Source organism: Stappia sp. (assembly GCF_965276915.1).
Lineage (GTDB): Bacteria > Pseudomonadota > Alphaproteobacteria > Rhizobiales > Stappiaceae > Stappia.
On record NZ_OZ255709.1, the window covers coordinates 878,640 to 904,859 of the forward strand.

Consider the following 26,220-nt stretch of genomic DNA (forward strand, 5'->3'; position numbering starts at 1 on the left):
CGCGCATCATGGCAGCAGCACCGGGCCAGAATCTCAGGATCGATCCCGACCGGCTCTGGGACAGCCTGATGGAGATGGCGAAGATCGGCCCCGGCGTTGCCGGTGGCAACAACCGCCAGACGCTGACCGATGCCGACAACGAGGGTCGCAAGCTGTTTCAGACCTGGTGCGAGGCGGCCGGCCTGACCATGGGCGTCGACACGATGGGCAACATGTTCATGACGCGGCCCGGCACCGATCCGGACGCCGACCCGGTCTATATGGGCTCGCATCTCGACACCCAGCCGACGGGCGGCAAATATGACGGCGTGCTCGGCGTTCTGGGCGGGCTCGAGGTCATCCGCGCCCTCAACGACCTCGATATCAGGACGCGCCGGCCGATCGTGCTCACCAACTGGACCAACGAGGAGGGCACGCGCTTCGCGCCCGCCATGCTCGCCTCCGGTGTCTTTGCCGGCGTTCACGATCTCGACTGGGCCTATGCCCGCAAGGACGCGGACGGCAAGACCGTCGGCGAGGAGTTGAAGCGCGTCGGCTGGGTCGGCGATGAGGAGGTCGGGGCGCGCAAGGACAAGATCCACGCCATGTTCGAGCTGCATATCGAGCAGGGGCCGATCCTGGAGGCAGAGGGCAAGGATATCGGCGTCGTCACCCATGGCCAGGGCCTGTGGTGGCTGGAGGTGACGGTCACCGGCAAGGACAGCCACACCGGCTCGACTCCCATGCCGATGCGCAGGAACGCCGGGCTTGGCATGGCGCGCATGACGGAACTCGTGCACGAGATCGCCATGCGGCACCAGCCGCGCGCCGTCGGCGCCATCGGCCATTGCGACGTCCATCCCAATTCGCGCAATGTCATTCCCGGCAAGGTGGTCTTCACCATCGATTTCCGTTCGCCCGACCAGGAGACGCTCGACGCGATGAAGGCGGAGTTCGAGGAGAAGGCGCCGAAGATCGCCGAGGACCTGGGACTTTCGGTCACCATCGAGGTCGCCGGTCATTTCGACCCGGTCACCTTCGACGAGACCTGCGTCAGGGTGGTGCGCAATGCGGCCGAGAAACTCGGCTACTCGCATCAGGACATCATCTCGGGTGCCGGCCACGATGCCTGCTGGGTCAACAAGGTCGCCCCGACGGCGATGATCATGTGCCCCTGCGTCGACGGGTTGTCGCACAACGAGGCGGAGGACATCACCAAGGACTGGGCCCGGGCCGGCGCCGACGTGCTGCTGCATGCGGTGCTGGAAGCGGCGGAAATCACGGAATAGGCGCCGCGGCGCCAACTGAGGACAGGTTGATGGATCTTTCGACAGTGCTTTCCTTCGTCGCGGTTGCCGGGCTCTTGGTGATGTCGCCGGGCCCCAACGGCGTGCTCATCGCGCGCACGGTGCCGACCTCGGGCCGGCTGGCCGGCTTTGCCAATATCGCCGGCTTCATCACCGCCTTCTACCTGCATGGCGCGCTGGTGGTGTTCGGTGTTTCGGTCCTTCTGGTCCGCTCTGCGGAACTGTTCTTCGCCGTGAAGATGCTGGGCGCCGCCTATCTGTGCTGGATCGGCCTCAAGGCGCTGCGGGACGCATGGCGCGGCACCATTGCCCCGACCGACATCTCCCCGGCGCGGCGTCGGCGCACGCTCGTCATCGCCTACTGGGAGGGGTTGCTGACCAACGCGCTCAATCCGAAGGTCTCGATGTTCTACCTGGCGGCCTTCCCGCAATTCCTGCCGCCCGGACTGGCGACGCCGGCCAACACGTTCACGCTGGTCTTTATCCATTCGATGCTCAATCTCGTCTGGTTCAGCCTGATGGTGATGGCCTTTTCGAGACTTGCGGCGGCGGCGCGGGGCGGGACGTTCCAGCGCTGGATCAAGGGCGTCACGGGGGTCGTGTTCCTCGGCTTCGGCGCCAGGCTGGCGACCTACGAGCCGTAGGGGCAAAAACGGAAGGAACGGTCGGGAGCCACGGGATCCTGGCGACCAGACACACCGGAACACGAGGGGAACCAGACATGGCCAGCAAAGTGATCAAGGGCGGCACGGTCGTCACCGCGGACCTGAGCTACGAAGCGGATGTGAAGATCGAGGGCGGTCGCATCGTCGAGATCGGCGCAGGTCTCTCCGGCGACGAGGTGCTCGATGCCACCGGCTGCTACGTGATGCCGGGCGGCATCGACCCGCATGTGCATCTGGAAATGCCCTTCATGGGCACCTACTCGGCCGATGACTTCGAAAGCGGCACCCGCGCCGGGCTTGCCGGCGGCACCACCATGGTGGTCGACTTCTGCCTGCCGGCGCCCGGCCAGTCGCTGCTTGAGGCGCTGACCATGTGGGACAACAAGTCGACACGGGCCAATTGCGACTATTCCTTCCACATGGCGGTCACCTGGTGGGGCGAGCAGGTCTTCAATGACATGGAGACGGTCGTCCGCGACAAGGGCATTAACACCTTCAAGCATTTCATGGCCTACAAGGGCGCGCTGATGGTGGATGACGACGAGATGTTCGCGTCCTTCCAGCGCTGTGCAGAACTCGGCGCATTGCCGATGGTGCATGCGGAAAACGGCGACGTGGTCGCCCAGCTTCAGGCCAAGCTGATGGCCGAGGGCAACAACGGCCCGGAGGCGCATGCCTATTCGCGCCCGGCGGAAGTGGAGGGCGAGGCCACCAACAGGGCGATCATGATCGCCGACATGGCCGGCGTGCCGCTTTATGTGGTGCACACATCCTCTGAGCAGGCGCATGAGGCGATCCGCCGGGCCAAGCAGAACGGCATCCGCTGCTATGGCGAGCCGCTGATCCAGCACCTGACGCTCGACGACAGCGAATACAGGAACGCCGACTGGGACCATGCCGCACGCCGCGTGATGTCGCCGCCCTTCCGCGACAAGAAGCACCAGGACAGTCTCTGGGCCGGCCTGCAGGCCGGCACGCTGCAGGTGGTGGCGACCGACCATTGCGCCTTCACCACGGAGCAGAAGCGCACGGGCCTTGGCGATTTCACCAAGATCCCCAACGGCACCGGTGGCCTGGAGGATCGCATGCCGATGCTGTGGACCCGGGGCGTTGCCACCGGCCGGCTGACCATGAACGAGTTCGTCGCCGTCACCTCGACCAACATAGCCAAGATCCTCAACATCTACCCGAAAAAGGGTGCGATCCTGGTCGGGGCGGATGCCGATATCGTCGTCTGGGACCCGGCGAAGGAAAAGACGATTTCCGCGTCGAACCAGCAGTCGGCCATCGACTACAATGTGTTCGAGGGCAAGCATGTGAAGGGCCTGCCGCGCTTCACGCTGACCCGCGGCGAGGTGGCGATCGACGACGGCGCGGTGAAGACCCGCGAGGGCCACGGAGAGTTCGTCGCGCGCCAGCCGTTCCAGGCGGTCAACAGGGCGTTGTCGACCTGGAAGGACCTGACCGCGCCGCGCAAGGTGGAGCGGTCCGGTATTCCGCAAAGCGGCGTGTGAGGGGAAAGGGCGGGCCGCTGGTCAAAATGGCCCGCTCCTTGCTCTCCTGACATGGCAGGCGGACGGATTGACAAGGCAGGACAGCGGCGGCGGGGCATGCGGCCGCGGATCGAGGGAGACAGTGCCGGAATGCAAGCACAGCCAGCGGAAGAGGCGGCATCGCCCGTCATCGACATCGCCAAGCTTTCGCTCACCTTCGAGACCAATGACGGTCCGGTTCATGCACTTTCCGACATCGATCTCAGGATCGATGCCGGCGATTTCGTTTCCTTCATCGGGCCGAGCGGTTGCGGCAAGACCACGCTTCTGCGGGTGATCGCCGACTTGGAGACGCCGACCGGTGGCTCGATCTCCGTCAACGGCATGACGCCGGACGAGGCGCGGCTGAAGCGCGCCTATGGCTATATCTTCCAGGCGGCCGCCCTTTACCCGTGGCGGACCATCGCCGACAACATCGCCCTGCCTCTGGAAATCATGGGCTTTTCCAAGGTCGAGCGGGAAGAGCGCATCCGCCGCAACATGGAGCTGGTCAATCTGTCCGGCTTCGAGCGCAAGTATCCCTGGCAGCTTTCGGGCGGCATGCAGCAACGCGCGTCCATCGCCCGGGCGCTCTCCTTCGACCCGGACCTGCTCCTGATGGACGAGCCCTTCGGCGCGCTCGACGAGATCGTCCGCGACCATCTCAACGAGCAGCTGCTGAAACTGTGGGCCAAGACCAGCAAGACGGTGGTCTTCGTCACCCATTCGATCCCCGAAGCGGTGTTCCTGTCGACCAAGATCGTGGTGCTCTGCCCGCGTCCGGGCCGCATCTACGACGTGATCGAGAGCGACCTGCCGCGCGAACGCACCCTCGACATCCGCGAGACGCCGGAGTTTCTGAAGATCGCCCACCGCGTTCGCGAAGGCTTGAGGGCGGGGCACAGCTATGATGATTGAGGCGGCGCGCAACCGGATCGGATGGCACTCGACCGCCATGCGCCACGAGCGTGAGGGCGAAAGCGATCTCTTCACGGTTGCTTCCAGTCAGAAGCCCGCCGCCACGATCATTGGTGGCGTTCCCGTCGTACTCCTTGGCGGGGCAACGGCGACCTACGTCACGGCGCATGCCGATGTTGTCGCGCTCCTGATGCTCGGTCTCGTCGGTTACATGCTTTTCGAACTCGTGCGGGTGAATTTCCGCGTGGTTCTGCTGCGTCTCGGCAGGGAGGTCGAGGCAGCCTCGATGCTGGTGCTTCCCGGCATCGGGACAGTGCCGCTGGGGCCGACCCGAAAATGGCCGCTCAACGCGCTGTCGCGCGTCTCGACGCTGCAAACGGAATATGGAAAGGCCAAGACCAAGCCGGTCGACTGGCCAGGCTACGGCCTCGAGGTGAAGATTGGCGAGGCTGCGGCGCAGCGGCTGGTGTCCGGTGTGACGCTGGAGCAGGCCGAGACCCTGCGCGGCGCGATTCTGGCGCGGATGGAACGGGAGGAGGGGACCCCATGAGTTCGGCAGCGCTTTCCGCACCTTCCCGCTCGCCCATGGCCGGCCTGATGCAGGGAACGGCCGGGCCGGTGATCGTTGTCGTCGCGGCGATCATTGCGATCTGGTATCTCGCCGCCGTTCTGCTCAACACGCCGTTCCAGCGCGACATCTACAAGCGCGGCGGAGCGGAGGATGCCTCGCTCGCACAGCTTGTCGCCGACACGCTGTCGCAGGACCGGCCCGTGCTGCCGTCGCCGCATCAGGTCGCCGTCGAGGTTTGGGAGACCACTGCCAACAAGGCCGTGACCTCGAAGCGCAGCCTGATCTATCACAGCTCGATCACGCTCTCCTCGACGCTGCTCGGCTTCGTCCTCGGCACCGGGCTCGGCATTGTCCTGGCCATCGGCGTGGTGCACAGCCGCGTGCTCGACAAGAGCCTGATGCCCTGGGTGATCTCCTCGCAGACGATCCCCATCCTCGCCATCGCGCCGATGATCATCGTCGTGCTCAACGCGATCGGCATTTCCGGCCTGTTGCCCAAGGCGATGATCTCGACTTATCTCTCCTTCTTCCCTGTCACCGTCGGCATGGTGAAGGGCCTGCGTTCGCCCGAGACGATCCAGCTCGACCTGATGAAGACCTATTCGGCAAGCCGCGCCCAGGCACTGTGGAAGCTGCGCCTGCCCTCCGCCGCGCCCTATCTCTTCGCCTCGATGAAGGTCGGCGTCGCCGCGAGCCTTGTCGGCGCCATTGTCGGCGAGCTTCCCACGGGTGCGGTGGCGGGGCTGGGTGCCCGGCTTCTCGCCGGATCCTATTACGGCCAGACGGTTCAGATCTGGTCGGCGCTGATCGTCGCCGCGGTGATCGCCGCCTCGCTGGTGGCGCTGATCGGGGTTGCCGAGAGGATTGTCCTGAAGCGCATGGGGATGGGGCAATGAACACGGCACAGCTTCCAGGCGGACCGGACTCGCTCGGCATGGGCGCGAAATTGTCGCCGGTGACACGGCTGCTTTCGACCGCCGCCCTCGTCCTCGCGGTGATGGCGAGCATGTTGCCGCTGATTTCCGGCGAGGCCGCGTTTCTGGGCCTTTTCGAAAGCCCGTTCCTGGCCGTTTCGGCGCTGGCCGCGGTCCTCGTGCTCACGCCCTACCGGTTCCGCTTCTTCCACGGACCCCTCGCGGTTCTCGCGCTTGCCGGCGTCTCCTACGGGCTGGCCTTCGCCCTGATCGCCCTGATCGGCCGCCATCCGGGCATGGCCGGTCACGGCTTCTGGGCCTATGTCGCGGTTGCCTGGGCGATGGCATGGCTCTCGGTGGAGGAAATGGCGGCCCTGTCGCCGCGCAACCTGTTGGTACGCCGGCTGGTGTCGCTTGCCATTCCGCTCTCCTTCGGCGTCTGGCTGCTGATCCTCTGGCAGGTTCTGGTGGTGGGTTTCGCCGTTCCCAGGGTGCTTTTGCCGGCGCCAGACGACATCTGGACCCGGCTCCTCGCCTCGCCGTCGATCCTGTGGGCGGATTTCCGACAGACGTTCCTGAAAGGCGTGCTGGTCGGCTACGCCATCGGCTGCGGGTCGGGCTTCCTGGTCGCCATCCTGGTCGACCGGGTACCGTTCCTGCGCCGCGGCCTGCTGCCGATCGGCAATCTCGTCTCGGCCCTGCCGATCATCGGTGTCGCCCCGATCATGGTCATGTGGTTCGGCTTCGACTGGCCGTCCAAGGCGGCCGTCGTCATCATCATGACCTTCTTCCCGATGCTGGTGAACACGGTCACCGGCCTTGCCGCCGCCGACCGCATCCAGCACGACCTGATGCACACTTACGCGGCAAACTATCGCCAGACGCTGGTCAAGATGCGCCTGCCGATGGCCATGCCCTTCATCTTCAATGCCTTGAAAATCAACTCGACGCTCGCCCTCATCGGGGCCATTGTTGCCGAATTCTTCGGCACGCCCATCGTCGGTATGGGCTTCCGCATCTCCACCGAGGTGGGGCGGATGAATGTAGACATGGTCTGGGCCTCGATCGCCGTAGCGGCGCTGGCCGGATCTCTTTTCTACGGATTGGTGACCCTCGTCGAACGGGTGGTCACGTTCTGGCATCCGTCAGTCCGGGGATAACGGGCGGCGGCAGCCACACCAGAGGGAGTAGGACATGAAGAAGACTTTGCTTGCCGCGGCAGCGCTTGCCTTTGCCTTCGGGCCGGCCCATGCGGCCGACGACGTGACGCTGCAGCTCAAATGGGTCACCCAGGGCCAGTTCGCCGGCTATTATGTCGCCAAGGACAAGGGCTTCTATGACGAGGAAGACCTCAATGTCACGATCAAGCCGGGCGGTCCCGACATCGCCCCGCCGCAGGTGATCGCCGGGGGCGGTGCCGACGTGATCGTCGACTGGATGCCCTCGGCGCTGGCCAGTCGCGAGCGCGGCGTGCCGCTCGTCAACATCGCCCAGCCGTTCAAGAAGTCGGGCATGATGCTGATCTGCCTGAAGGAAACCGGCATCACCAAGCCGGAGGATTTCCGCGGCCGCACGCTCGGCGTCTGGTTCTTCGGCAACGAGTATCCGTTCCTGTCCTGGATGAGCCAGCTCGGCATTCCGACCGATGGCAGCGACAACGGCGTCAAGGTCCTCAAGCAGGGCTTCAACGTCGACCCGCTGCTGCAGAAGCAGGCCGACTGCATCTCGACCATGACCTACAACGAGTACTGGCAGGTCATCGACGCCGGCATCCCGGAGAGCGAGCTGGTGCTCTTCAAGTACGAGGATCAGGGCGTCGCGACCCTTGAAGACGGTCTCTATGTGGTCGAGGAGAAGCTCTCCGATCCGGCCTTCGTCGACAGGATGGCCCGTTTCGTTCGCGCCTCCATGAAGGGCTGGGACTATGCCCGCGAGAATCCGGACGAGGCAGCCGACATCGTTCTGGAGAACGATGCCACCGGTGCGCAGACCGAGACCCACCAGAAGCGCATGGTCCGCGAGATCAACAAGCTGACGGAAGGCTCCGATGGTCGTCTCGACATGGAGGACTACCAGCGCACGGTGAACACGCTGCTGGGCGGAGGTTCCGACCCGGTGATCACCAAGGAGCCCTCGGGCGCCACCACCACCGTGGTGACCGACAAGCTCTGAAAGCGGACAGGCCCGCCGCTTCGCGAGCCGGCCGGTCGTTTCAACAAGCAAAAAGGCCGCCGGGATCCGGTCCCGGCGGCCTTTCCTGTCTTGGCGGCGTTGCCGTCGCGGCGGACAGTTCCGGTTCTCAGCCGCCTTCGCCGGCAGCGTCCCGGCGGCGTGCCATCAACCGGCCGAGCATCGGCGTCAGCATCGGCACCACCAGGATCAGAAAGGCGATCGCCAGGATCGTGGCGGTCAGCGGCCGCTCCCACACGAAGGCCCAGCTGTCATTGCTGATGATCAGCGCCCGGCGCAGGTTCTCCTCCATCATGCCGCCGAGGATGAAGCCGAGCAACATCGGCGCCATTGGCATGTCGAGAAGCCTGAGCACCATCGCCCCGACCGCGAAGATCACCATCAACTGGATGTCGAACGTGTTGAAGGTGACGAAGTAGACGCCGATCAGGGAGAAGAACAGGATCATCGGCACGAGCACGGTGTGCGGCAGGGCCAGAACACGGGCGATGTAGGGGATCAGCGGCAGGTTCAGCACCAAGAGGATCACGTTGCCGAGATACATGGAGATGATCACCGACCAGAACACTTCCGGGTTGTCGGTGAACAGGCGCGGCCCCGGCTGCACGCCGTAGGAAATCAGCGCGCCGAGCATGATCGCCGTTGTACCCGACCCCGGAATGCCGAGGGTCAGAAGCGGCACGAAGGAGCCCGAGCAGGCGGCGTTGTTGGCTGTCTCCGGAGCGGCAAGGCCGCGGATCGAACCGTGGCCGAACAGCTTGCCCTTGATCGGGCCGGCGATCCGCTGCTCCATGCCGTAGGCAAGGAACGATGCGATCGTCGCGCCGGCTCCCGGCAGGACGCCGACGAAGAAGCCGAGGATCGATGACCGGCCGATGACGGGCACCATCTCGCGCACTTCCTCCTTGTTGAGACGCATCGAGCCGAGGCTGGCATTGGCATCCTTCTCGCGCGCGGCCTCCTCCGGGGTTTTCGGCCTGAGGACGGACATCAGCGCTTCCGACAGGGCGAAGGTCGCCATGGCCAGCAGCAGGAAGGAAATGCCGTCGATCAGATCGAGAATGCCGAAGGTGAAGCGTTGCATGCCCTGCGTCTCGTCGGTGCCGATTGTCGACAACATGAGCCCGAGCACGGTCATGATCAGCGCCTTGAGCACCTTGCCGCGTCCCGCGAAGGCGGCAACGGCGGTGAGGCCGAGGACCATCAGGGCGAAATAGTCGGTCGACTGGAAAGCAAGCGAGACGACGGCGAGCGAAGGCGCCGCGACGAGCAGGAACAGGGCTGCGATGGTGCCACCGGAGAAGGAAGAATAGGCAGCGATCGCCAGCGCCTTTCCGGCATGACCCTGCTTGGCCATCGGATAGCCGTCGAAAGCGGTCGCCACGGTGCCGGCGACGCCAGGGGCGTTGATCAGGATCGAGGACGTGGAACCGCCGAAGATCGCGCCGTAATAGACGCCGGCCATCAGGATCATGCCTGTGGCCGGTTCGAAGCCGTAGGTGATCGGGATCATCAGGGCGATGGCCGAGATCGGACCCAGGCCCGGCAGCATGCCGATGAAGGTTCCGGCGAAACAGCCGACCGCCACCATCAGGATGTTGATCGGGGAAGCGGCGGTCGACAGACCGACAAGAATACCGTCAAGCATGGCTCAGCCTCCGATCATGTCGACAAGGACTTCGGGCAGCGGCGCGATATAGACGCCGAGAAACTGTGTCATCAGAACCCAGAAGAAGACGACGATGCTCACCGAGGAGAGCAGAACCATGATGAAGCGCCGCTCGCCCAGAACCAGCATGCAGGTGATCAGGAACACGGACGTCGAGACCAGGAAGCCGAGCGGACGGACCGTCAGGCCGTAGAAGACCATCAGGCCGCAAAGCACGATGACCCGCATCAGGGGAAAGCCCTGGCCGGCGATCGGCCGGGCAAGGTGCTTCATGGCATCCACCCAGCGTGCGTTTTCGGTCCGGTCGGCGTCGCTCATCGGTTTGAACAGGATGGCGAGCGACAGCACGCAACCCAGAACGGCGAGTGCCTGGGGCATCGAGCGGGCGGTGAAGGCGTCGTTCATCTGGAACGGCAGCAGCGGAATCCGGAAGATCATCACGCCGTAGCCGATGGAAAAGGCGAGCATGAGAAGCGCGCCGATACGGTCGCGGGTCAGCATGGCTTGGGCCGATCTGTGCAAGAGGGTCGAGGGGAAGATGCCTGCAAAAAGGGCGCGAGCCGGGATGACCGGCGCGCGCCCGTCCTGCCGCGATCAGAGGAAGCCGAGTTCCTTCATCAGGTCGGCGATCTCTTTTTCCTGCTTTTCCAGGAAGGCAGAGAAGTCCTCACCCGGATTGAAGATGTTCACCCAGCCGTTGCGGGCACGCACTTCTTCCCATTCCGGGGTCTCGTACATCTTGGCGAAAGCCGCGATATAGGCCTGCTGCTTGTCGGCGCTCATCCCCGGCGCGCCGAAGAAACCGCGCCAGTTGATGAACTCGATGCCGGTCGCGCCGGCCTCGTCGCAGGTGGGCACGTCCTTGGCGGCGTTGACACGACCTGCCGCGGTGACGCACAGGATGCGCACCTGGTCCTGCTTGGCAAGCTCGATCGCCTCGCCGAAGCCCGTCGACAGCGCCTTGATCTCACCCGAGAGAAGGCCTGCCATGGCCTTGCCGCCGGCATCGTAGGGCACGTATTTCACCGAGGTGGGGCTCGCGCCCGCGCCCTTCATCACCATCGCGGCGACGACATGATCCATGCCGCCGGCGACCGACCCGCCACCGATCGGCATCTTGGTCGGATCGGCCTTGACTGCGCTCACGAGGCTGCCGAAGTCGGCGATGTCGCTGTCCTTGGCGACGATGATCGCGGCGTAGTCGCCCACCGTTCCGGCGATCGGGGTCAGGTCGCGGAAGGACTGCGGAAAGACCTTCTGCAGGGACCGGATGACGATCGGGGTCGAGTTGACCATGATCGTGTCATCGGCCTTGCCGGCGATCTCGATCAGGTGGGCAATGGCAAGACCGCCGCCGCCGCCCGACATGTTCTCGTAGGATGCCTGGCCGACGAGACCGGACTTGGTCAGGGCTTCGCCGGTGCCGCGTGCGGTGCTGTCCCAGCCGCCGCCGGCGCCGCCGGGAATGATGAAGTGGACTTTGTCGAGATCCGCAGCCTGCGCGGTGGTGGCCGCAAACAAGAGGCCGAACGCGGTTGCGGCGGCCGCAAGGCCGCGCCGTGTCGTCTTGGTCATGTCTTTCCTCCCAGGATCACCGTGGACCGCGGCTGGCGGCCGGTGACTGTTGCCTTTGCAAACACAAGCGGCGCGGCGGCGACGGCTGCGAATGCGCGCAGGCGAACGGTTCCTCCCGTCTCCGCGGATCGCAAATGCCGTCTCCGTAGTCGGCGCCGATGGAGAAAGACTGACATGGCTGGCTGACGTGAAGCTGACGCTGCGTCGCAAAAAGAAAAGGTGCAACGCAGCGCGGATGGCGTCGCGCGGCCTATTGGACCTTCAGTGCACGGTTCCAGCGTTCGATCAGCCGGTTGCGCTTGACCTGGTCGAGATAGACGACGAGCGCGGGTCCGACGGGAATGGGGCGCAGGCGATTGCCGAAGGCGCGCCGCATGGCGTTGGCGGTGTTCTCTCCATCGAGGTCGGGATGCAGGACGGGAAGGCCGACCTGCTCGGCGATCACCTTCTGGCCTTCGCGCGAGACGAGGAAATCGAGAAAGGCGGCGCCAAGATCCGGCGCGGCGGCGTTGCGGGGGACCAGCGCGGTGCGCGACATGACCACCGTATAGTCCTCCGGCAGCACGATCCCGAGATCCGGATCGGTGCGCGCCCAGGCGGAGGCATAGGAGCCGAGAATGTTGTAACCGAGGACGAAGCGTCCGTCGGCGACCCGCTCGACGATCGCCGAGGAGTTGGAATAGAGCTTCACGCCGCTGGCGCCGAGCGCGTTGAAGAGATCCCAGATTTCGCGATTGTGCTCCCTGTCCCGGGCAAGGAAAAACAGGCCGACGCCGGCCCGTTCCACATCGTAGGTGCCGACCCGGCCATAGGTTTCCGCCTCGCGCGCCTTGAGATAGGCGGCGAAGTCCGGGCGTGTCCGGGGCGGCTCGGTTCCGAGAAAGGACGGCTTGTGATAGAGGATCACCGCCGGTTCGAAGGTGGTGCCGTAGACCGTGTCGCGCCACTGCGCCCACTCGGGCAGGGCACCGGCGTTCGGCAGCCGGACGCTCTGGGCGTAACCGTCGTTTGCCAGCTTCACCTGAAGGTCCATGGCCGAGGAATAGGCGAGATCCGCGGTAAGCCCGGCCTCGTCACTCTCCTCGATGATGCGGGCATAGATGTCCTGTGTCTGGAGCTCGAAATAGTCGATGCCGATGCCCGGTCGTGTCGCCCGGAACGCGGAGAGCAAGGGGGCGGCGATCTTCGCGTCGAGCGAGGAATAGATCCGCAGGACACGAGCGTCGCCTGACGGGGAAAGCGGTTCGAGGCTGACCGAGGGGGCTTCCGTCATGTCGGCGCGTGCAAGGCCGTGGGCGCCGGCGAGCAGGAGCAGCAGGGCCATGGCCCAGGTCGAGAGGGATCGCATCATGGGTGCGAGTATGCGGCGATCCGGCGTAGCGAAACAAGCATGGCCGCAACCGAACGCGGACCCCGTGCCAATCGCCGCTTGCGCTGTGTTGCGCGCCTGCGGTTAAACTCGCCGCACGAAGGCATGAGATCTTCGGCTGGAAACGCCAACGGATTGCGAAAGGGTGGCCCAGGTGCGCCTGCTGATCGTCGAGGACAACCGTACGCTTGCCGACGGCCTGACGCAGATGCTGCGCGGGGCGGGCTATGCGGTCGATGCCGTGCATGAGGGCGAAGATGCGGAGGCGGCCCTTGCGACCGATGCCTTCGATCTGGTGCTTCTCGATCTGTCGCTGCCCGACACCGACGGGATGACGCTGTTGCGCACGATCCGGTCACGCGGCCTGCCTTGCGCGGTGCTGGTGCTCACCGCGCGCGGGGCGCTCGATGAGCGGATCAAGGGCCTTGATCTGGGCGCCGACGACTACATGACCAAGCCTTTCGAGTTCGGCGAACTGGAAGCGCGTATCCGTGCGGTGCTGCGCCGGCATGCCGGTGCCCGGGGCGGCCGCCTCGAATGCGGCCGTCTTGTCTTCGACCTGACAGAGCGGATCGCGACGGTCGACGGGCGGCCGCTCGACCTGACGGCGCGGGAACTGAATGTGCTGCAGATCCTTGTTCAGCGTCCGGAAAGGGTCGTGTCCAAGCAGCATATCAGCGAGCGACTGAGCGAGTTCGACGCGGATCTCTCCGACAATGCGGTCGAACAGTACATCTCGCGTCTGCGCAAGCGGCTGGAGCCCTGCGGCCTCAGGATCCGTACCGCGCGCGGGCTTGGCTATGCGCTCGAGGCGACCGACGGGCATGGCTGAGCCGCCGCCGGGACAGGAGGCCGGGGGCCGTGACGCGCGTGCTCTTCGCCGCCGTGGTCCGCGCTCGCTTTCCGCCCGCCTGCTGGTCTGGCTGCTTGCTCCGTTGAGCCTGCTTGCCGCCTACGACCTCCTCGACACCTATCGCGAGGCAAGGGAGACCGTGAACACCGTGCTCGACCGCGTGTTGACCGGCTCGGCCCTGGCTATTGCCGAGCGCGTCGCGGTCGGCAATGACGGCGCGATCGAGATCGACGTGCCCTACGTCGCCCTGGAAATGCTGACCAGCGCCGCCGAGGACCGGGTCTTCTACCGTGTCGAGGGGCCTCCGGGAACCTTCGTGACCGGCTATCGCAACCTGCCGGTGCCCGAAGCGGGGGAGGCGGCGCAGGTCGCCCATCAGCCGCGGTTTGCCGATGCGGTCTTCCGCGGCGAGCCGATCCGCATGGTGATTCTCTCGGGAGCCGCCTCCTCCGGCAACAGCTCGATCGCCTATCGGGTTGCGGTGGCGGAGACGACCACCGCCCGCCGGGACCTTGCCCGCGACGTGCTTCTGAATTCGGCCGCCCGGCAGGTGCTGCTGATTGCAATCGCGGCCGTCGCCGTGCTGCTCGGCATTCGCCGCGGCCTGCGCCCGCTGGCGCGGCTCGAGGAGGCGCTCGACCGCCGCAGCCCGGACGACCTGCGTCCGATCCGTCATTCGGTGCCGCGCGAGGTCGACCGGCTCGTCGGCGCGATCAACGGCTTCATGGCCAGGTTGTCGGATTCATTGGCCGCGCTTCGGCGCTTCACCGGCAACGCCTCGCACCAGATCAGGACACCGCTCACGATCATCCGCACGCAGATCGAGCTTGCCCGCCGGGCCGAGGGGCGCGACGCGATGCTGGCGGCTCTGAGGACGGCCGACCTGGCTGTCGCCCAGAGCGAACGCACGCTTGCCCAGCTCTTGCTGCTCGCCCGGGTCGACGAGGTCTCGGTCGACCGGCCCGGTGGGGAAAGCGTCGATCTGGCGCGGCTGGCGCGCAGGATGGCGGCCGAAATGGAGCCTGTTGCGGCGCGTTCGGGTCTGGATCTCGGCTATGAGGGACCGGCCGCCGGCACCCTCGGTCCGGCCGTGCGCGGCAACGGCATGCTGATCGGCGAAATGCTGCGCAACCTTATCGAGAACGCGATTGCCTATGCCGGTCCGGGGCATGCCGCCACGGTGCGTGTCGAGCCTCGCGGAGGGGTTGCCGTTCTCGAGGTGGAGGATGACGGTCCGGGCATCCGTCCCGCAGACCGGTCGCGGGCGGTCAAGCGGTTCGAACGGCTGTCGTCGCAGGGGGATGCGGATGGCGCCGGGCTTGGCCTTGCCATCGTTGCGGAGATCGCCGCGCTGGCGGGCGGACGGCTTGAACTGTCCGAAGGCGGCACTGGCCGCGGGCTGCGAGTGCGCATCACACTGCCGACGGCGCCGGATCAGACGCCGTCATAGGTCCATCGATGGGCCGGCGGCGTCGGCCCCTTGTTGCGCCCGCCCTGGCAGGTCTGCTCCCACGCATGGGCGAGGATGCCGACCGAGCGGGACAGGCAGAAGAAGCCGCGTGCCAACGGCGCCGGGCAACCGAGCTCGGCGAAGATCACGGCAGTGGCCCCGTCGATGTTCATCGGCACGGGCTTGGCCTTTTCCGTGGCAAGGCGCGCTTCAACCGCGCGGCCGATCGCGGCGAACCGCCCGGACACCGAACCGATGGCCGCGGCTTCGTCGACAAGGCCCAGAAGCCGCGGCGCGCGCGGATCGACCGGCTTGTGAAAGCGGTGGCCGAAGCCGGGGATGAACTTGCCCCTGTTGGCGCGGAAGGTATCGAGGGCCTGTGTGGTGGCGTCTTCAAGCCCGCAGGCTTCCGATCGCCCGTCGATGTCCTGGTAGAGCGCCACGGCCTGTTCACCGGCCCCGCCATGAACGTCGCCGAGCATGTTGACCCCGGTCGCCATCGCGTTGTTGAGACCGACGCCGCACGTGGCGGCCATCCGCGCAGCGGCAATCGAGGGCGCTTGGGGCCCATGGTCGACAGCGGCGACGAGTGCGGCCTCGAAGAGGCGCGCGCGGCCCGCGTCGAGCGGCGTGCCCATCACCATGTGCCAGATCATCTGCGGGAAGGAGAGAGTGCCGATCAGCTCTTCCACCGGATGGCCGCGAAAGGCGATCCGGCCGGGTTCCATGTCGATGATGGATGTGTGCCACCAGTCGGCGACCGGGTCGGTGACCTTGTTCTCGCTCATATCGCGCCTTCCTGTCGCAGCCGCTCGATTTCCTCGGCGGTGATGCCAAGCTCTTCCAGGATATCGACCGTGTCGCGCCCCAGCACCGGCGGCGGTGTGTCGACGGATGGCGGCGTGCCATTGACCTTGATGCCGGTGCGGATCGTGCGGATGGGCCGGCCGACGCCCGGCACCTCGCTGAACTCGGCAATCATGCCGCGCTCGGCCACTTGCGGATGGGCGAGCGTTTCGGGAACCGTGAGGATCTCGCCGGCCGGGATCCCGCGACGGCTGAGCCGTGCGACCCAGTCGGCGGCATCGCGGGAGGCGAGGCTCTTCTCGATCTCGGCGCGAAGGGCATGGCGATTGGCCTTGCGCGTCTCGCGAGTGGCGTAGTCGGGATGGTCGAGCAGGTCCGTACGATCCAGCTCCTCGCACAGCAACCGCCATTGTTCGTCCTTGTTGGCGGCGATGTTGAGTGCGGCATCCCGTGCACGGAACGCTCCGGAGGGCGCGGAGGTCGTGTTCTCGTTGCCATGGGCGGCAGGACGCTGGCCGGCAATCATCCAGTTGGAAACGACCCACCCCATCGTGGCGAGGGTTGCCTCCAGCATCGATATGTCGAGAAAGACAGGTTTCTCGCGCGGTCCGGCGAGACTGGCGCAGATGGCGAAAGCGGCGGTCATGCCGCCGATCGTGTCGGAGACCGGATAACCGACACGCAGCGGCGCCGTTTCGGCATCGCCGGTGACCGACATGATGCCGGAAAGCCCCTGCACGATCTGGTCATAGGCGGGCATGGCGCGCATCGGCCCGTCCTGGCCGAAGCCCGATATCGCGCAATAGACGAGCCGTGGATTGAGTGGCGCAAGGTCGTCGAAGCCGACGCCGAGGCGATCCATCACGCCGGGCCTGAAATTCTCGACGACCACGTCGGCGGTGGCGGCGAGCCGCTTCAGCAACTCCACGCCGCGCGGGCTCTTCAGGTTGAGCGTCAGGCTTTTCTTGCCGGCGTTCTGTGCCAGGAACGAGACGCCCATGTCCGCGGCGTTGAGTTCCGGGTCGGCGCCGAGCTGGCGCGCAAGATCGCCGCGTCCCGGCACTTCGATCTTGATCACCTCGGCGCCGAAATGCGCAAGCTGATGGCAGCAGAACGGCCCGGACAGCACATTCGTCAGATCGAGCACGCGGATGCCGGAAAGCGGAGTGGCGGGCGAAGCGTCCATGAAGCGCCTTTCGGTTCGCCGCGCCGACTGGGGTAAGCCGGCCCGTCAGGCCTGGCGTGCATCGCGCGCGGAACGTTTCCCGCTATAGCGCTCCTTCATCCAGCGGCCAAGCCTTGCCGCCTCCTCCTTCGAAAGCCGAAGGCCGAGCTTGCTGCGCCGCCACAAGACGTCTTCGGCCTCGCGAGCCCATTCGTGGTCCATCATGTGGGTCACCTCGCGGGCGAAGAGGCCGCCGCCGAAATGCTCGCCCAGGTCCTCCTGCGTGGCGACGCCTTCGAGGATCGCATGCGCCTGGGTGCCGTAGTTGCGCGCGAGCCGTTCGACAAGTCCGCCGGGAAGCGCCTCGCGTCCCTTCGCCAGGGAGCGTGTCAGCTCGGCCAGGCCCTCGGTCGGGAAGTCGCCGCCGGGAAGCGCGGCCTTCGCCGTCCAGGCCGGGCCGCCGCCGCCGATCGCCTCCTCAATCTGTTCCATCACGGACAGGGCGAGGCGGCGATAGGTGGTGATCTTGCCGCCGAAAATGTTGATCAGCGGTGCTTCGGTCCCCTTGCCTCCGCTGTCGAGCCGCAACACGTAGTCGCGGGTCGCCTCCTGGGCCTTCGAGGCGCCATCGTCGAAGAGCGGGCGCACACCGGAATAGGTCCACACCACGTCGCTTCGGGGGATCGGCTGGCGGAAATACTCGCTGGCGGCATCCGCCAGGTAGACGATTTCCTCTTCGGTCGCCGCCACGTCGGCCGGATCGCCGTCATAGTCGCGGTCGGTCGTGCCGATCAGGGTGAAATCCTGCTCGTAGGGAATGGCGAAGATGATGCGCCCGTCGGCATTCTGGAAAATATAGGCGCGGTCGTGGTCGAACAGCTTGCGGACGACAATGTGGCTGCCTTGCACCAGCCGGACATTGTGGGCGTCATTGCGTTTCAGGGCACCCTCCAGCAATCGGTCGACCCAGGGGCCGGCCGCATTGACGAGGAGGCGCGCACTCACCTCGCGCGTGGAGTTGTCCCGGGTGTCCTGAAGGGTCGCGTGCCAGAGCCCGTCGGCGCGCTCGGCCGAGGCAACCTTCGTGCGGGTGTTGATCTGCGCGCCGCGGGCCTGCGCGTCGCGGGCGTTGAGAACCACCAGCCGCGCGTCGTCGACCCAGCAGTCGGAATACTCGAAGGCGGTGGAGAAACCGTCCTTGAGAGGGGCTCCCGCCGGATCGTGGCGCAGATCGAGCGTACGGGTTGCCGGCAGCAGCTTGCGGCCGCCAAGATGGTCATAGAGGAACAGCCCGAGCCGGAGCATCCAGCGCGGCCTGAGGCCCCTCTGGTGCGGCAGCACGAAGCGCAGCGGGCGAATGATGTGCGGCGCGTTTGCCCATAGCAGCTCGCGTTCGCTCAGGGCCTCGCGCACGAGCCGGAATTCGTAATGCTCGAGATAGCGCAAGCCGCCATGAACGAGCTTCGTCGACCAGGAGGATGTGCCGCTGGCAAGGTCGTTCATCTCCGCCAGGCAAACCGAATAGCCTCGGCCGACCGCGTCGCGCGCGATGCCGCAACCGTTGATGCCGCCTCCCACGATCAGGATATCGAAGTCGCTGCGTTTTCGTGGTTCGCTCATTCCAAGTGGCCTCCCGGCCCGTCTTCCAGTGCCGCCGCAGCGGTCTCCGTGGTGCTGCCCTCTCCGGCCACCTCGACACGCACGCCATGCTCACGGCAGATGTCGAGCACCGGCCCGGGCGGCATCTTGTCGGTGACGAAGATGTCGATCTGCGACATATGGGCAATCCGCACCGGGGCGCTGCGCTCGAACTTCATGCTGTCGGCGACCAGGATGGTCTGCCTGGCATGGGTGATGATCTCGCGAGCCACGCGCACCTCGCGGAAGTCGTAGTCGAAGATGGTGCCGTCGGCGTCGATGGCGGAGGCGCCGATCAGCGCGTAGTCCACCTTGAACTGGCGAATGAAGTCGGCCGTCGCCTCGCCGACGATGCCACCGTCCGAGGGGCGCACCTGTCCGCCGGCGATGATCACCTCGATCGCCGGAGCGGCACGCAGGATGTTGGCGACATTGATATTGTTGGTGATCGCCATGATCCCGTCATGCTGGCGCAGGGCGCGGGCGACCTGCTCCGTCGTCGTGCCGATGTTCAGCATGATCGAGGCATTGTCGGGGATCAGTCCGGCGGCCCTCAGACCGATCCGCCGTTTTTCGTCGGCGGCAAGCTGGCGCCGCGCGTCATAGGCATAGTTGGCGATCCCCGACGGCAGCACCGCGCCGCCATGCACCCGCTGCAACATGCCTCGTTCGCACAGTTCGTTGAGGTCCTTCCGGATTGTCTGGGGGGTGACGTCGAACTCGTGCGCCAGCCCGTCCACGTCGACCCGGCCAGCGCGTCGCGCGCGGTCGAGAATCTCTGTTTGGCGAGGGGTAACCGGCTCCATCTACCGGCCTTTCGTTTTTTTTCGATATTCTTGATTGTTTTGCATCGATTTCGTTCGCAGGTGCAGTAAGGCGCTAGGAACAGCCAGATTTTGCCTCGATTGGGTAAAAAATGGCAAGCAGGTTTTCGGGTTGACGTTCGCTTTTTTTCGTTTGATAGTCAAGCCGCAGCAATGCAAGGGAGGACTTCACATGCGACATAAGATGCTGACGGCCGTTGCGGCCGTCGCTCTTCTTGCCGGTTCGGGTGCGGCGTTTGCCGGTTCCGAGGAGGCCAAGAAGTGGATTGATAGCGAGTTTCAACCCTCCGCGCTGACAAAGGATCAGCAAATGGAGGAAATGAACTGGTTCATCAAGGCAGCCGAGCCGTTCAGCGGGATGGAGATCAACGTCCTGTCGGAGGGCATTCCGACACATGACTATGAATCGCGCGTTCTGACCAAGGCCTTCGAGGAAATCACCGGCATCAAGGTCAACCACCAGATCCTCGGCGAGGGCGAGGTGGTGCAGGCGGTTCAGACGCAGATGCAGACGAACCGAAATCTCTACGACGCCTATGTCAACGATTCCGATCTCATCGGCACGCATTCGCGCCTCCAGCAGGCGGTCAACCTGACCAAGTGGATGGCGGGCGAGGCCAAGGACGTGACGTCGCCGACGCTCGATCTCGACGACTTCATGGGGCTGAGCTTCACCACCGGGCCGGATGGCGATCTCTATCAGCTTCCCGACCAGCAGTTCGCGAACCTCTACTGGTTCCGCAAGGACTGGTTCGACCGGGAAGACCTGAAGGAGCAGTTCAAGGCGAAATACGGTTACGATCTCGGCGTGCCGATCAACTGGTCGGCCTATGAGGACATCGCCGAATTCTTCTCCGAGGACGTCAAGGAAGTCGGCGGCGTCCGCATTTACGGCCACATGGACTACGGCAAGCGTGCCCCGGATCTGGGCTGGCGCATGACCGACGCCTGGCTGTCGATGGCCGGTGCCGGCAGCAAGGGCCTGCCGAATGGCCGTCCCATCGACGAATGGGGCATTCGCATGGAGGAGGGGTCGTGCAATCCGTCCGGCGCCTCGGTTGCGCGCGGCGGGGCGACCAATGGCCCGGCGGCGGTCTACGCGATCGCCAAGTGGGACGAATGGCTGCGCAAATACGCGCCTCCGGGTGCGGCGGACTACGACTTCTACCAGTCGCTTCCCGCGCTCAGCCAGGGCAACGTCGCCCAGCAGATCTTCTGGTACACGGCGTTCCTCGCCGACATGGTCAAGCCCAAGTCGGAAGGCAACAACACCGTGGATGACGAGGGCACGCCGCTGTGGCGCGCAGCTCCGAGCCCGCACGGTCCCTATTGGGAAGAGGGTCAGAAGGTCGGTTACCAGGACGTCGGATCCTGGACGATCCTGAAATCCACGCCGACCGACCGGGCCAAGGCCGCATGGCTCTATGCCCAGTTCGTCACCTCGAAGACCGTCGATCTGAAGAAGAGCCATCTTGGCCTGACCTTCGCCCGCGACAGCTCGGTCCGGCACGAGTCGTTCACCGAACGTGCCCCCAAGCTTGGCGGTGTCGTCGAGTTCTACCGCTCGCCCGCACGCGACCAGTGGACCCCGACCGGCGTCAACGTTCCCGATTACCCGAAGCTTGCCCAGCTCTGGTGGCAGCAGATCGGTGACGTGAACTCCGGCGCCTTCACGCCGCAGGAGGCGATGGATCGTCTCGCCGGCGAGATGGACACCATCATGGGCCGCATGCAGCGGGCCGACGAGGCGAGCAACACCTATGGTGGTTGCGGACCGCGCCTGAACGAGCCGAAGGATCCGTCCGAATGGCTCGGCAAGGGTGGCGCAAAGGCGAAGCTGGAGAACGAGAAGCCCAAGGGCGAAACCATCAACTACGATGAGCTCGTCAAGCAGTGGGCCTCCAACTGATCGCGGTTTTCCGCGACTGAGCGACCCGGGGGCGACCCCGGGTCCATCTCCCGGAAAGATCCTATCGCGCCGGCATTCACCGTTTCGGGTGTGCGGCTGTCCGGTCCCGGCCGGCGGCGAGGCGCAGAAGGGTCCTGTCCGTCGTCCGAGACCTGGCGCGGCACCGGAACCGCTGTCCGGACACGATCATCGTCACATCCAAAAAGGGCGGCCGACAGATGTCCCTTGAACTGAGGCGCGTAAGCCTGCGCGCCGGCGCCGAGACCCATATCCATGCGACCGACCTCGTGTGCGAGCCGGGCAGCTTCAACATCCTGCTTGGCACCACGCTCGCCGGCAAGACCACGTTGATGAAACTGATGGCCGGCCTCGAGCGCCCCACCTCCGGCGAGGTCTGGTTCTCGGGCAGGAACGTGACCGGCGTTTCGGTGCGTCACCGCAATGTCTCGATGGTCTATCAGCAGTTCATCAACTATCCGAACATGTCCGTCTACGACAACATCGCCTCGCCGCTGCGCGTTGCGCGGATCGCCGAGGACGAGATCAAGCGCCGCGTCGGCACCATGGCGGAACTGCTCAAGCTGTCGCCGATGCTGGAACGCCGGCCCTCGGAACTCTCCGGCGGCCAGCAGCAGCGCACGGCGATGGCCCGCGCCCTGGTCAAGGACGCCGACCTTGTCCTGCTCGACGAGCCGCTGGCCAATCTCGACTTCAAGCTGCGCGAGGAATTGCGCGACGAGCTCCCCCGCCTGTTCGCCAACCGCGATTGCATTGTCGTCTATGCGACGACGGAGCCGGTCGAGGCGTTGCTCTTCGGTGGCCAGACCGCCTGTCTATTCGAAGGGCGCGTCACGCAGTTCGGGTCGACCGGCGACATCTACAGGAATCCGCTGGACCTGACGAGCGCGCAGGTCTTTTCCGACCCGCCGATCAATGTCGCGGCGGTCACCAAGACGGGCGAAAGGTTCCGTCTTGCCGCCGGAGAGGACTTCGCGGTTCCGGCCGCCTATGCCGGGCTCGCCGACGGTGCCTACACGATCGGCGTGCGGCCGCACCATGTGGCGCCGGCGCCGCAAGGCGATATGGCGGTTGCCGTGGATGGCGAGGTTCTGGTGACGGAACTCTCCGGTTCGGAAAGCATCATTCATTTCGTCGTGCACGGCGAGACATGGGTCTCGCAGTCGCATGGCATCCATCCGTTCGAGGTGGGCACGCGGCAGCGCCTCTATGCCGACATGGCCAAGGCGATGGTCTTCGATGCGGACGGCCGGCGCATCGTGGCCTAGGGAGAAGCGGACATGGCGAAAATCCTACTCGACACCCTGCGCCACGCCTATGTGGCCAATCCGGCTTCCGAAAGCGACTGGGCGCTCAAGGAGCTCAATCTCGAATGGGAGGACGGCGGGGCCTATGCCTTGCTCGGTCCTTCCGGTTGCGGCAAGACCACGCTTCTGTCGATCATTTCCGGCCTGCTGCGGCCAAGCCGGGGACGGGTGCTGTTCGACGGACGCGACGTCACCGATCTGCCGCCGGACGAGCGCCACATCGCCCAGGTTTTCCAGTTCCCGGTCGTCTACGACACCATGACGGTCTACGACAATCTTGCCTTCCCGTTGCGCAACCGCGGCGTCCCGGAGGCGGAGGTCGACGTCCGCGTGCGCGAGATCGCCGGGATGATCGACCTGACGCACATGCTGGCGAACCGGGCGGCCGGACTGACGGCGGATGGCAAGCAGAAGATCTCGCTCGGCCGGGGCCTCGTGCGCTCGGACGTCAACGCGATCATGTTCGACGAGCCGCTGACGGTGATCGACCCGCACCTCAAATGGCAGCTCCGCTCGAAGCTGAAGGAGCTGCACCAGCGGGTGCGTACCACGATGATCTACGTGACCCACGACCAGACCGAGGCACTGACCTTCGCCGACAAGGTGGTCGTCATGAACCAGGGCGAGGTCGTGCAGATCGGCACGCCGGTCGAGCTCTTCGAGCGGCCGCAGCACACGTTCGTCGGCCATTTCATCGGCTCGCCAGGCATGAACGTGCTGCCTTGCGATGTCTCGAACGGCGGCGCCCGGGTCAATGGCGTTGCCCTGCGAACGACATCCGGGGGCGATCTGGCCGCTGCCGCCGGCCGGCTGGAGGTCGGGGTTCGCCCGGAATTCGTGACCTTCGCGGAGAAAGGCGAGAACGGTGTCCTTCCGGCACGGGTCGTGAAGGTCAGCGATGCCGGGCGCTATCGCATCGTCGAGGCGCAGGCCGCGGGCCAGGCGGTCAAGCTGCTTGTGCCCGAAGGCGCCGATATTCCGGGCGAGGAGACCGCCCTGCGCTTCGATCCGGAGCGGACCGCCGTCTATCGCGACGGCTGGATCGTGGCCTGAGGGGGAGAGCGAGATGAACAAGACACACGACAACAGGGCCTGGCTCTTCGTCCTTCCGGTGGTGGCGCTCGTCGCCTTCAACGCCATCATTCCGCTGATGACGGTGGTTAACTATTCGGTCCAGGAAACGTTCGGCGACAACGTGTTCTTCTGGGCGGGCGTGACCTGGTTCGAGCAGATCCTGCGGTCCCCGCGTTTCCATGACGCGTTGACCCGGCAGCTGATCTTCACCTTCACGATCCTCCTCATAGAGATACCGCTCGGGGTCGCCATCGCGCTGACCATGCCGCGCAAGGGCCCCTGGGTTCCCGTCTGCCTGGTGCTGATGGCCTTGCCGCTGCTCATTCCGTGGAACGTGGTCGGCGCGATGTGGAACATCTTTGCCCTGCCCGATATCGGCCTGCTCGGCCGCAGCCTCAACGCGCTCGGTTTCGACTACAACTTCACCAGACAGCCGGGAGATGCGTGGTTCACGCTGATCCTGATGGATGTCTGGCACTGGACGTCGTTGGTGGTTCTGCTCGCCTATGCGGGCCTCGTTTCGATTCCGGACGCCTATTACCAGGCGGCCAAGATCGACGGGGCGAGGCCTTTCGCCATCTTCCGCTACATCCAGCTGCCGAAGATGAAGCGGGTGCTGACGATCGCGGTGCTGCTGCGCTTCATGGACAGCTTCATGATCTACACGGAGCTTTCGGTCCTGACCGGCGGCGGACCGGGCAACGCGACAACGCTGCTCTCGATCGATCTGGTCAAGATCGCGCTCGGCCAGTTTGACCTGGGGCCGGCGGCCGCCATGTCGCTCATCTACTTCCTCATCATCCTGTTGCTCAGCTGGGTGTTCTACACCCTGATGATGCGCAACGAGCAGCAGTGACGGAGACTGTCCGATGAAACGCATGTCACGCCTCGTTCCGGCGCTCTATATCCTCTTCCTGATGTTGCCGATCTACTGGCTCGTCAACATGTCGTTCAAGACGACCAACGAGATCCTCGGGTCGTTCACGCTGTTTCCCAACCAGTTCACGGTCGAGAACTACGTGACGATCTTCACCGATCCGACCTGGTACATGGGATATGTCAATTCGCTGACCTATGTGCTGATCAACACGGCGATCTCGGTCGTGGTGGCGTTGCCGGCGGCCTATGCGTTCTCGCGCTACCGCTTCCTCGGCGACAAGCATCTGTTCTTCTGGTTGCTGACCAACCGGATGGCGCCGCCGGCCGTCTTCGCGCTGCCCTTCTTCCAGCTCTATTCGGCGATCGGCCTGTTCGACACGCCGGTCGCCGTGGCGCTGGCCCACACCCTGTTCAACATTCCGCTCGCGGTCTGGATCCTTGAGGGCTTCATGTCCGGCGTGCCGAAGGAGCTCGACGAGACCGCTTATGTGGACGGTCACTCGTTCTGGTCGTTCTTCCTGAAGATCTTCGTGCCGACCATCGCCGCCGGCATCGGCGTCGCGGCGTTCTTCTGCTTCATGTTCTCCTGGGTGGAACTGCTCTTGGCGAAGACGCTGACCTCCGTCGCGGCGAAACCGATCGCGGCGACGATGACGCGAACGGCGAGCACGTCCGGCTATGAGCTGGGGCTTCTCGCCGCGGCGGGAACATTGACCATCATCCCCGGTGCCTTCGTCATCTATTTCGTTCGCAACTACATCGCCAAGGGCTTCGCGCTCGGCCGCGTCTAGGCGGCTCGTCTGGGAGACATGTCATGGGACTGAGCTGGATGGCCTGGACCGGGCCGACCGCCGCCTTCTTCATCTTCATTGCGCTGTGCTTCGCCGCGATGTCCGTGTGGGAGTACGTCGCCCCCGGCGGCGGCCCGCGCCATGGCGCGCTCGGGCTGGACACGACACGCGGCGACAGGTTGTTCATCTCGCTGCTTGGCAGCGCGTTCATTTTCCTTGCATGGCTCGGTCTCGTCGGAACGCCGCTCTGGGCGCCGCTGGCGATTGCGGTCATCTATGCCGGTTGCGTCTTTCGCTGGGTTTAGGGCCGGGCTTGCCTGATCCGGCGACTCCCGGGATTGTTACCGGGAGGTAAACGGTCCGGGGCAGACGGGATGATTGGCAGGAAAGCGATGCGGGGCGCGGGCGGGTTGCGAGCGGCAGGGATCTCCTTCGGCCTTGCATTCGCCGCGCTCGCCTGTGCCGTTGGTGCGTCTGCGGCGCGGGCCGACGGATGGCAAAGCGGTGCGCAGGTCGCCAGTATCTGCCGGGCCGATCCTCGAGCCAACGCCGTCGCGGTGACGTTCTGCCTTGGCTACCTTCAGGGAACGCTGGACGCCTTCCTGCTGGGGCGGGCCAATTGCGTCCCGCCCGGCACCGATGCCAACGGCCTTCGGCAGGTCGTGATCGAGCATCTCGAAAAGCATCCCGAGCGCGTGTCGGCCAGCGGCCCGATGCTTGTCTATGATGCCTTCAGGGCGGCCTGGCCCGCATGTGCGCAGATGCCGGCCTACACCCGCTGAGTCCCACACACCGTCCGGCGATGCCAAGTCGCGG

The 26,220-nt window shown here is 65.3% G+C and carries 25 protein-coding genes; 17 read left to right on the top strand and 8 right to left on the bottom strand.

Translation table 11 applies throughout. The features are described from left to right. Positions 1–8 precede the first annotated feature (8 nt). The 8 genes from ACQY46_RS04065 (at position 9) to ACQY46_RS04100 (ending at position 8,058) form a co-directional block, all read left to right on the top strand. Positions 9–1,268, top strand: a complete 1,260-nt coding sequence (locus tag ACQY46_RS04065) for a Zn-dependent hydrolase (RefSeq protein ID WP_428699023.1) — start codon at positions 9–11, stop codon at positions 1,266–1,268. Between the two features lie 29 nt (positions 1,269–1,297). Further along, on the top strand, positions 1,298–1,930 hold the full coding sequence (locus ACQY46_RS04070) for a LysE family translocator (protein ID WP_428699024.1): 633 nt from the start codon (positions 1,298–1,300) through the stop codon (positions 1,928–1,930). A 77-nt stretch (positions 1,931–2,007) separates the two neighbouring features. After that, on the top strand, positions 2,008–3,465 hold the full coding sequence (gene hydA / locus ACQY46_RS04075) for a dihydropyrimidinase (protein ID WP_428699025.1): 1,458 nt from the start codon (positions 2,008–2,010) through the stop codon (positions 3,463–3,465). 129 nt (positions 3,466–3,594) lie between these two features. Continuing rightward, positions 3,595–4,401 (top strand): ABC transporter ATP-binding protein, encoded by an 807-nt coding sequence (locus ACQY46_RS04080; protein ID WP_428699026.1) that lies wholly within the window; start codon positions 3,595–3,597, stop codon positions 4,399–4,401. Then, positions 4,391–4,951: a hypothetical protein gene (locus tag ACQY46_RS04085; RefSeq protein WP_428699027.1), complete on the top strand. Its 561-nt coding sequence runs from the start codon at positions 4,391–4,393 to the stop codon at positions 4,949–4,951. The genes ACQY46_RS04080 and ACQY46_RS04085 overlap by 11 nt, the downstream gene beginning before the upstream one ends. Then, positions 4,948–5,868 (top strand): ABC transporter permease, encoded by a 921-nt coding sequence (locus ACQY46_RS04090; RefSeq protein ID WP_428699028.1) that lies wholly within the window; start codon positions 4,948–4,950, stop codon positions 5,866–5,868. The genes ACQY46_RS04085 and ACQY46_RS04090 overlap by 4 nt, the downstream gene beginning before the upstream one ends. Positions 5,869–5,969: 101 nt before the next feature. Beyond that, positions 5,970–7,046, top strand: a complete 1,077-nt coding sequence (locus ACQY46_RS04095) for an ABC transporter permease (protein ID WP_428700408.1) — start codon at positions 5,970–5,972, stop codon at positions 7,044–7,046. Positions 7,047–7,080: 34 nt separating this feature from the next. After that, positions 7,081–8,058 (top strand): ABC transporter substrate-binding protein, encoded by a 978-nt coding sequence (locus ACQY46_RS04100; RefSeq protein WP_428699029.1) that lies wholly within the window; start codon positions 7,081–7,083, stop codon positions 8,056–8,058. Between the two features lie 127 nt (positions 8,059–8,185). On the opposite strand, the gene ACQY46_RS04105 is transcribed toward ACQY46_RS04100, so the two are convergent. The 4 genes from ACQY46_RS04105 to ACQY46_RS04120 all read right to left on the bottom strand — a co-directional run bounded on the left by ACQY46_RS04105 (position 8,186) and on the right by ACQY46_RS04120 (position 12,671). Continuing rightward, positions 8,186–9,724 (bottom strand): tripartite tricarboxylate transporter permease, encoded by a 1,539-nt coding sequence (locus ACQY46_RS04105; protein WP_428699030.1) that lies wholly within the window; start codon positions 9,722–9,724, stop codon positions 8,186–8,188. A 3-nt stretch (positions 9,725–9,727) separates the two neighbouring features. Beyond that, complete coding sequence (locus ACQY46_RS04110) at positions 9,728–10,246, bottom strand: tripartite tricarboxylate transporter TctB family protein (protein WP_428699031.1); 519 nt, start codon at positions 10,244–10,246, stop codon at positions 9,728–9,730. A 93-nt stretch (positions 10,247–10,339) separates the two neighbouring features. Further along, positions 10,340–11,320, bottom strand: coding sequence for a Bug family tripartite tricarboxylate transporter substrate binding protein (locus ACQY46_RS04115; protein WP_428699032.1), 981 nt, complete (start codon positions 11,318–11,320; stop codon positions 10,340–10,342). Between the two features lie 250 nt (positions 11,321–11,570). Continuing rightward, positions 11,571–12,671: an ABC transporter substrate-binding protein gene (locus ACQY46_RS04120; RefSeq protein WP_428699033.1), complete on the bottom strand. Its 1,101-nt coding sequence runs from the start codon at positions 12,669–12,671 to the stop codon at positions 11,571–11,573. A 172-nt stretch (positions 12,672–12,843) separates the two neighbouring features. Between ACQY46_RS04120 and ACQY46_RS04125 the strand changes: the two genes are divergently transcribed. Next, complete coding sequence (locus ACQY46_RS04125) at positions 12,844–13,521, top strand: response regulator transcription factor (protein WP_428700409.1); 678 nt, start codon at positions 12,844–12,846, stop codon at positions 13,519–13,521. Continuing rightward, the gene (locus ACQY46_RS04130) at positions 13,514–14,992 is read left to right on the top strand and encodes a sensor histidine kinase (RefSeq protein WP_428699034.1); all 1,479 of its coding nucleotides are present in this window, start codon (positions 13,514–13,516) and stop codon (positions 14,990–14,992) included. The genes ACQY46_RS04125 and ACQY46_RS04130 overlap by 8 nt, the downstream gene beginning before the upstream one ends. On the opposite strand, the gene ACQY46_RS04135 is transcribed toward ACQY46_RS04130, so the two are convergent. From ACQY46_RS04135 to ACQY46_RS04150, 4 genes are read right to left on the bottom strand one after another with little or no spacing between them, the layout of a single operon-like run. Continuing rightward, positions 14,977–15,780: a citryl-CoA lyase gene (locus ACQY46_RS04135; protein ID WP_428699035.1), complete on the bottom strand. Its 804-nt coding sequence runs from the start codon at positions 15,778–15,780 to the stop codon at positions 14,977–14,979. The genes ACQY46_RS04130 and ACQY46_RS04135 overlap by 16 nt on opposite strands. After that, positions 15,777–16,985, bottom strand: a complete 1,209-nt coding sequence (locus ACQY46_RS04140) for a CaiB/BaiF CoA transferase family protein (RefSeq protein ID WP_428699036.1) — start codon at positions 16,983–16,985, stop codon at positions 15,777–15,779. The genes ACQY46_RS04135 and ACQY46_RS04140 overlap by 4 nt, the downstream gene beginning before the upstream one ends. Positions 16,986–17,030: 45 nt before the next feature. Continuing rightward, positions 17,031–18,584 (bottom strand): glycerol-3-phosphate dehydrogenase, encoded by a 1,554-nt coding sequence (gene glpD / locus ACQY46_RS04145; protein WP_428699037.1) that lies wholly within the window; start codon positions 18,582–18,584, stop codon positions 17,031–17,033. Continuing rightward, a complete protein-coding gene (locus ACQY46_RS04150; protein WP_428699038.1) occupies positions 18,581–19,408 on the bottom strand; it encodes a DeoR/GlpR family DNA-binding transcription regulator in 828 nt (275 codons plus the stop codon). The genes glpD and ACQY46_RS04150 overlap by 4 nt, the downstream gene beginning before the upstream one ends. Positions 19,409–19,598: 190 nt before the next feature. Here ACQY46_RS04150 and ACQY46_RS04155 point away from each other — a divergent pair, with 190 nt between their 5' ends. The 7 genes from ACQY46_RS04155 (at position 19,599) to ACQY46_RS04185 (ending at position 26,186) form a co-directional block, all read left to right on the top strand. Then, positions 19,599–21,335, top strand: coding sequence for an ABC transporter substrate-binding protein (locus ACQY46_RS04155; protein WP_428699039.1), 1,737 nt, complete (start codon positions 19,599–19,601; stop codon positions 21,333–21,335). A 218-nt stretch (positions 21,336–21,553) separates the two neighbouring features. Next, on the top strand, positions 21,554–22,621 hold the full coding sequence (locus ACQY46_RS04160) for an ABC transporter ATP-binding protein (RefSeq protein WP_428699040.1): 1,068 nt from the start codon (positions 21,554–21,556) through the stop codon (positions 22,619–22,621). A 12-nt stretch (positions 22,622–22,633) separates the two neighbouring features. After that, positions 22,634–23,713 (top strand): ABC transporter ATP-binding protein, encoded by a 1,080-nt coding sequence (locus ACQY46_RS04165; RefSeq protein ID WP_428699041.1) that lies wholly within the window; start codon positions 22,634–22,636, stop codon positions 23,711–23,713. Between the two features lie 13 nt (positions 23,714–23,726). Then, positions 23,727–24,590, top strand: coding sequence for a carbohydrate ABC transporter permease (locus ACQY46_RS04170; RefSeq protein ID WP_417769090.1), 864 nt, complete (start codon positions 23,727–23,729; stop codon positions 24,588–24,590). 13 nt (positions 24,591–24,603) lie between these two features. Continuing rightward, on the top strand, positions 24,604–25,404 hold the full coding sequence (locus tag ACQY46_RS04175; RefSeq protein WP_428699042.1) for a carbohydrate ABC transporter permease: 801 nt from the start codon (positions 24,604–24,606) through the stop codon (positions 25,402–25,404). Positions 25,405–25,427: 23 nt separating this feature from the next. Further along, the gene (locus tag ACQY46_RS04180) at positions 25,428–25,709 is read left to right on the top strand and encodes a DUF2160 domain-containing protein (RefSeq protein ID WP_428699043.1); all 282 of its coding nucleotides are present in this window, start codon (positions 25,428–25,430) and stop codon (positions 25,707–25,709) included. Positions 25,710–25,778: 69 nt separating this feature from the next. Next, complete coding sequence (locus ACQY46_RS04185; protein WP_428699044.1) at positions 25,779–26,186, top strand: Rap1a/Tai family immunity protein; 408 nt, start codon at positions 25,779–25,781, stop codon at positions 26,184–26,186. Positions 26,187–26,220 lie beyond the last annotated feature (34 nt).

Excerpts from the sequence above, each read along its gene's own strand:
- ACQY46_RS04065 (WP_428699023.1), top strand. The coding sequence starts at position 9 with ATGGCAGCAGCACCGGGCCAGAATCTCAGGATCGATCCCGACCGGCTC.
- ACQY46_RS04070 (WP_428699024.1), top strand. The coding sequence starts at position 1,298 with ATGGATCTTTCGACAGTGCTTTCCTTCGTCGCGGTTGCCGGGCTCTTG.
- hydA (WP_428699025.1), top strand. The coding sequence starts at position 2,008 with ATGGCCAGCAAAGTGATCAAGGGCGGCACGGTCGTCACCGCGGACCTG.
- ACQY46_RS04080 (WP_428699026.1), top strand. The coding sequence starts at position 3,595 with ATGCAAGCACAGCCAGCGGAAGAGGCGGCATCGCCCGTCATCGACATC.
- ACQY46_RS04085 (WP_428699027.1), top strand. The coding sequence starts at position 4,391 with ATGATGATTGAGGCGGCGCGCAACCGGATCGGATGGCACTCGACCGCC.
- ACQY46_RS04090 (WP_428699028.1), top strand. The coding sequence starts at position 4,948 with ATGAGTTCGGCAGCGCTTTCCGCACCTTCCCGCTCGCCCATGGCCGGC.
- ACQY46_RS04095 (WP_428700408.1), top strand. The coding sequence starts at position 5,970 with ATGGCGAGCATGTTGCCGCTGATTTCCGGCGAGGCCGCGTTTCTGGGC.
- ACQY46_RS04100 (WP_428699029.1), top strand. The coding sequence starts at position 7,081 with ATGAAGAAGACTTTGCTTGCCGCGGCAGCGCTTGCCTTTGCCTTCGGG.
- ACQY46_RS04105 (WP_428699030.1), bottom strand. The coding sequence starts at position 9,724 with ATGCTTGACGGTATTCTTGTCGGTCTGTCGACCGCCGCTTCCCCGATC.
- ACQY46_RS04110 (WP_428699031.1), bottom strand. The coding sequence starts at position 10,246 with ATGCTGACCCGCGACCGTATCGGCGCGCTTCTCATGCTCGCCTTTTCC.
- ACQY46_RS04115 (WP_428699032.1), bottom strand. The coding sequence starts at position 11,320 with ATGACCAAGACGACACGGCGCGGCCTTGCGGCCGCCGCAACCGCGTTC.
- ACQY46_RS04120 (WP_428699033.1), bottom strand. The coding sequence starts at position 12,671 with ATGATGCGATCCCTCTCGACCTGGGCCATGGCCCTGCTGCTCCTGCTC.
- ACQY46_RS04130 (WP_428699034.1), top strand. The coding sequence starts at position 13,514 with ATGGCTGAGCCGCCGCCGGGACAGGAGGCCGGGGGCCGTGACGCGCGT.
- ACQY46_RS04135 (WP_428699035.1), bottom strand. The coding sequence starts at position 15,780 with ATGAGCGAGAACAAGGTCACCGACCCGGTCGCCGACTGGTGGCACACA.
- ACQY46_RS04140 (WP_428699036.1), bottom strand. The coding sequence starts at position 16,985 with ATGGACGCTTCGCCCGCCACTCCGCTTTCCGGCATCCGCGTGCTCGAT.
- glpD (WP_428699037.1), bottom strand. The coding sequence starts at position 18,584 with ATGAGCGAACCACGAAAACGCAGCGACTTCGATATCCTGATCGTGGGA.
- ACQY46_RS04150 (WP_428699038.1), bottom strand. The coding sequence starts at position 19,408 with ATGGAGCCGGTTACCCCTCGCCAAACAGAGATTCTCGACCGCGCGCGA.
- ACQY46_RS04155 (WP_428699039.1), top strand. The coding sequence starts at position 19,599 with ATGCGACATAAGATGCTGACGGCCGTTGCGGCCGTCGCTCTTCTTGCC.
- ACQY46_RS04160 (WP_428699040.1), top strand. The coding sequence starts at position 21,554 with ATGTCCCTTGAACTGAGGCGCGTAAGCCTGCGCGCCGGCGCCGAGACC.
- ACQY46_RS04165 (WP_428699041.1), top strand. The coding sequence starts at position 22,634 with ATGGCGAAAATCCTACTCGACACCCTGCGCCACGCCTATGTGGCCAAT.
- ACQY46_RS04170 (WP_417769090.1), top strand. The coding sequence starts at position 23,727 with ATGAACAAGACACACGACAACAGGGCCTGGCTCTTCGTCCTTCCGGTG.
- ACQY46_RS04175 (WP_428699042.1), top strand. The coding sequence starts at position 24,604 with ATGAAACGCATGTCACGCCTCGTTCCGGCGCTCTATATCCTCTTCCTG.
- ACQY46_RS04180 (WP_428699043.1), top strand. The coding sequence starts at position 25,428 with ATGGGACTGAGCTGGATGGCCTGGACCGGGCCGACCGCCGCCTTCTTC.
- ACQY46_RS04185 (WP_428699044.1), top strand. The coding sequence starts at position 25,779 with ATGATTGGCAGGAAAGCGATGCGGGGCGCGGGCGGGTTGCGAGCGGCA.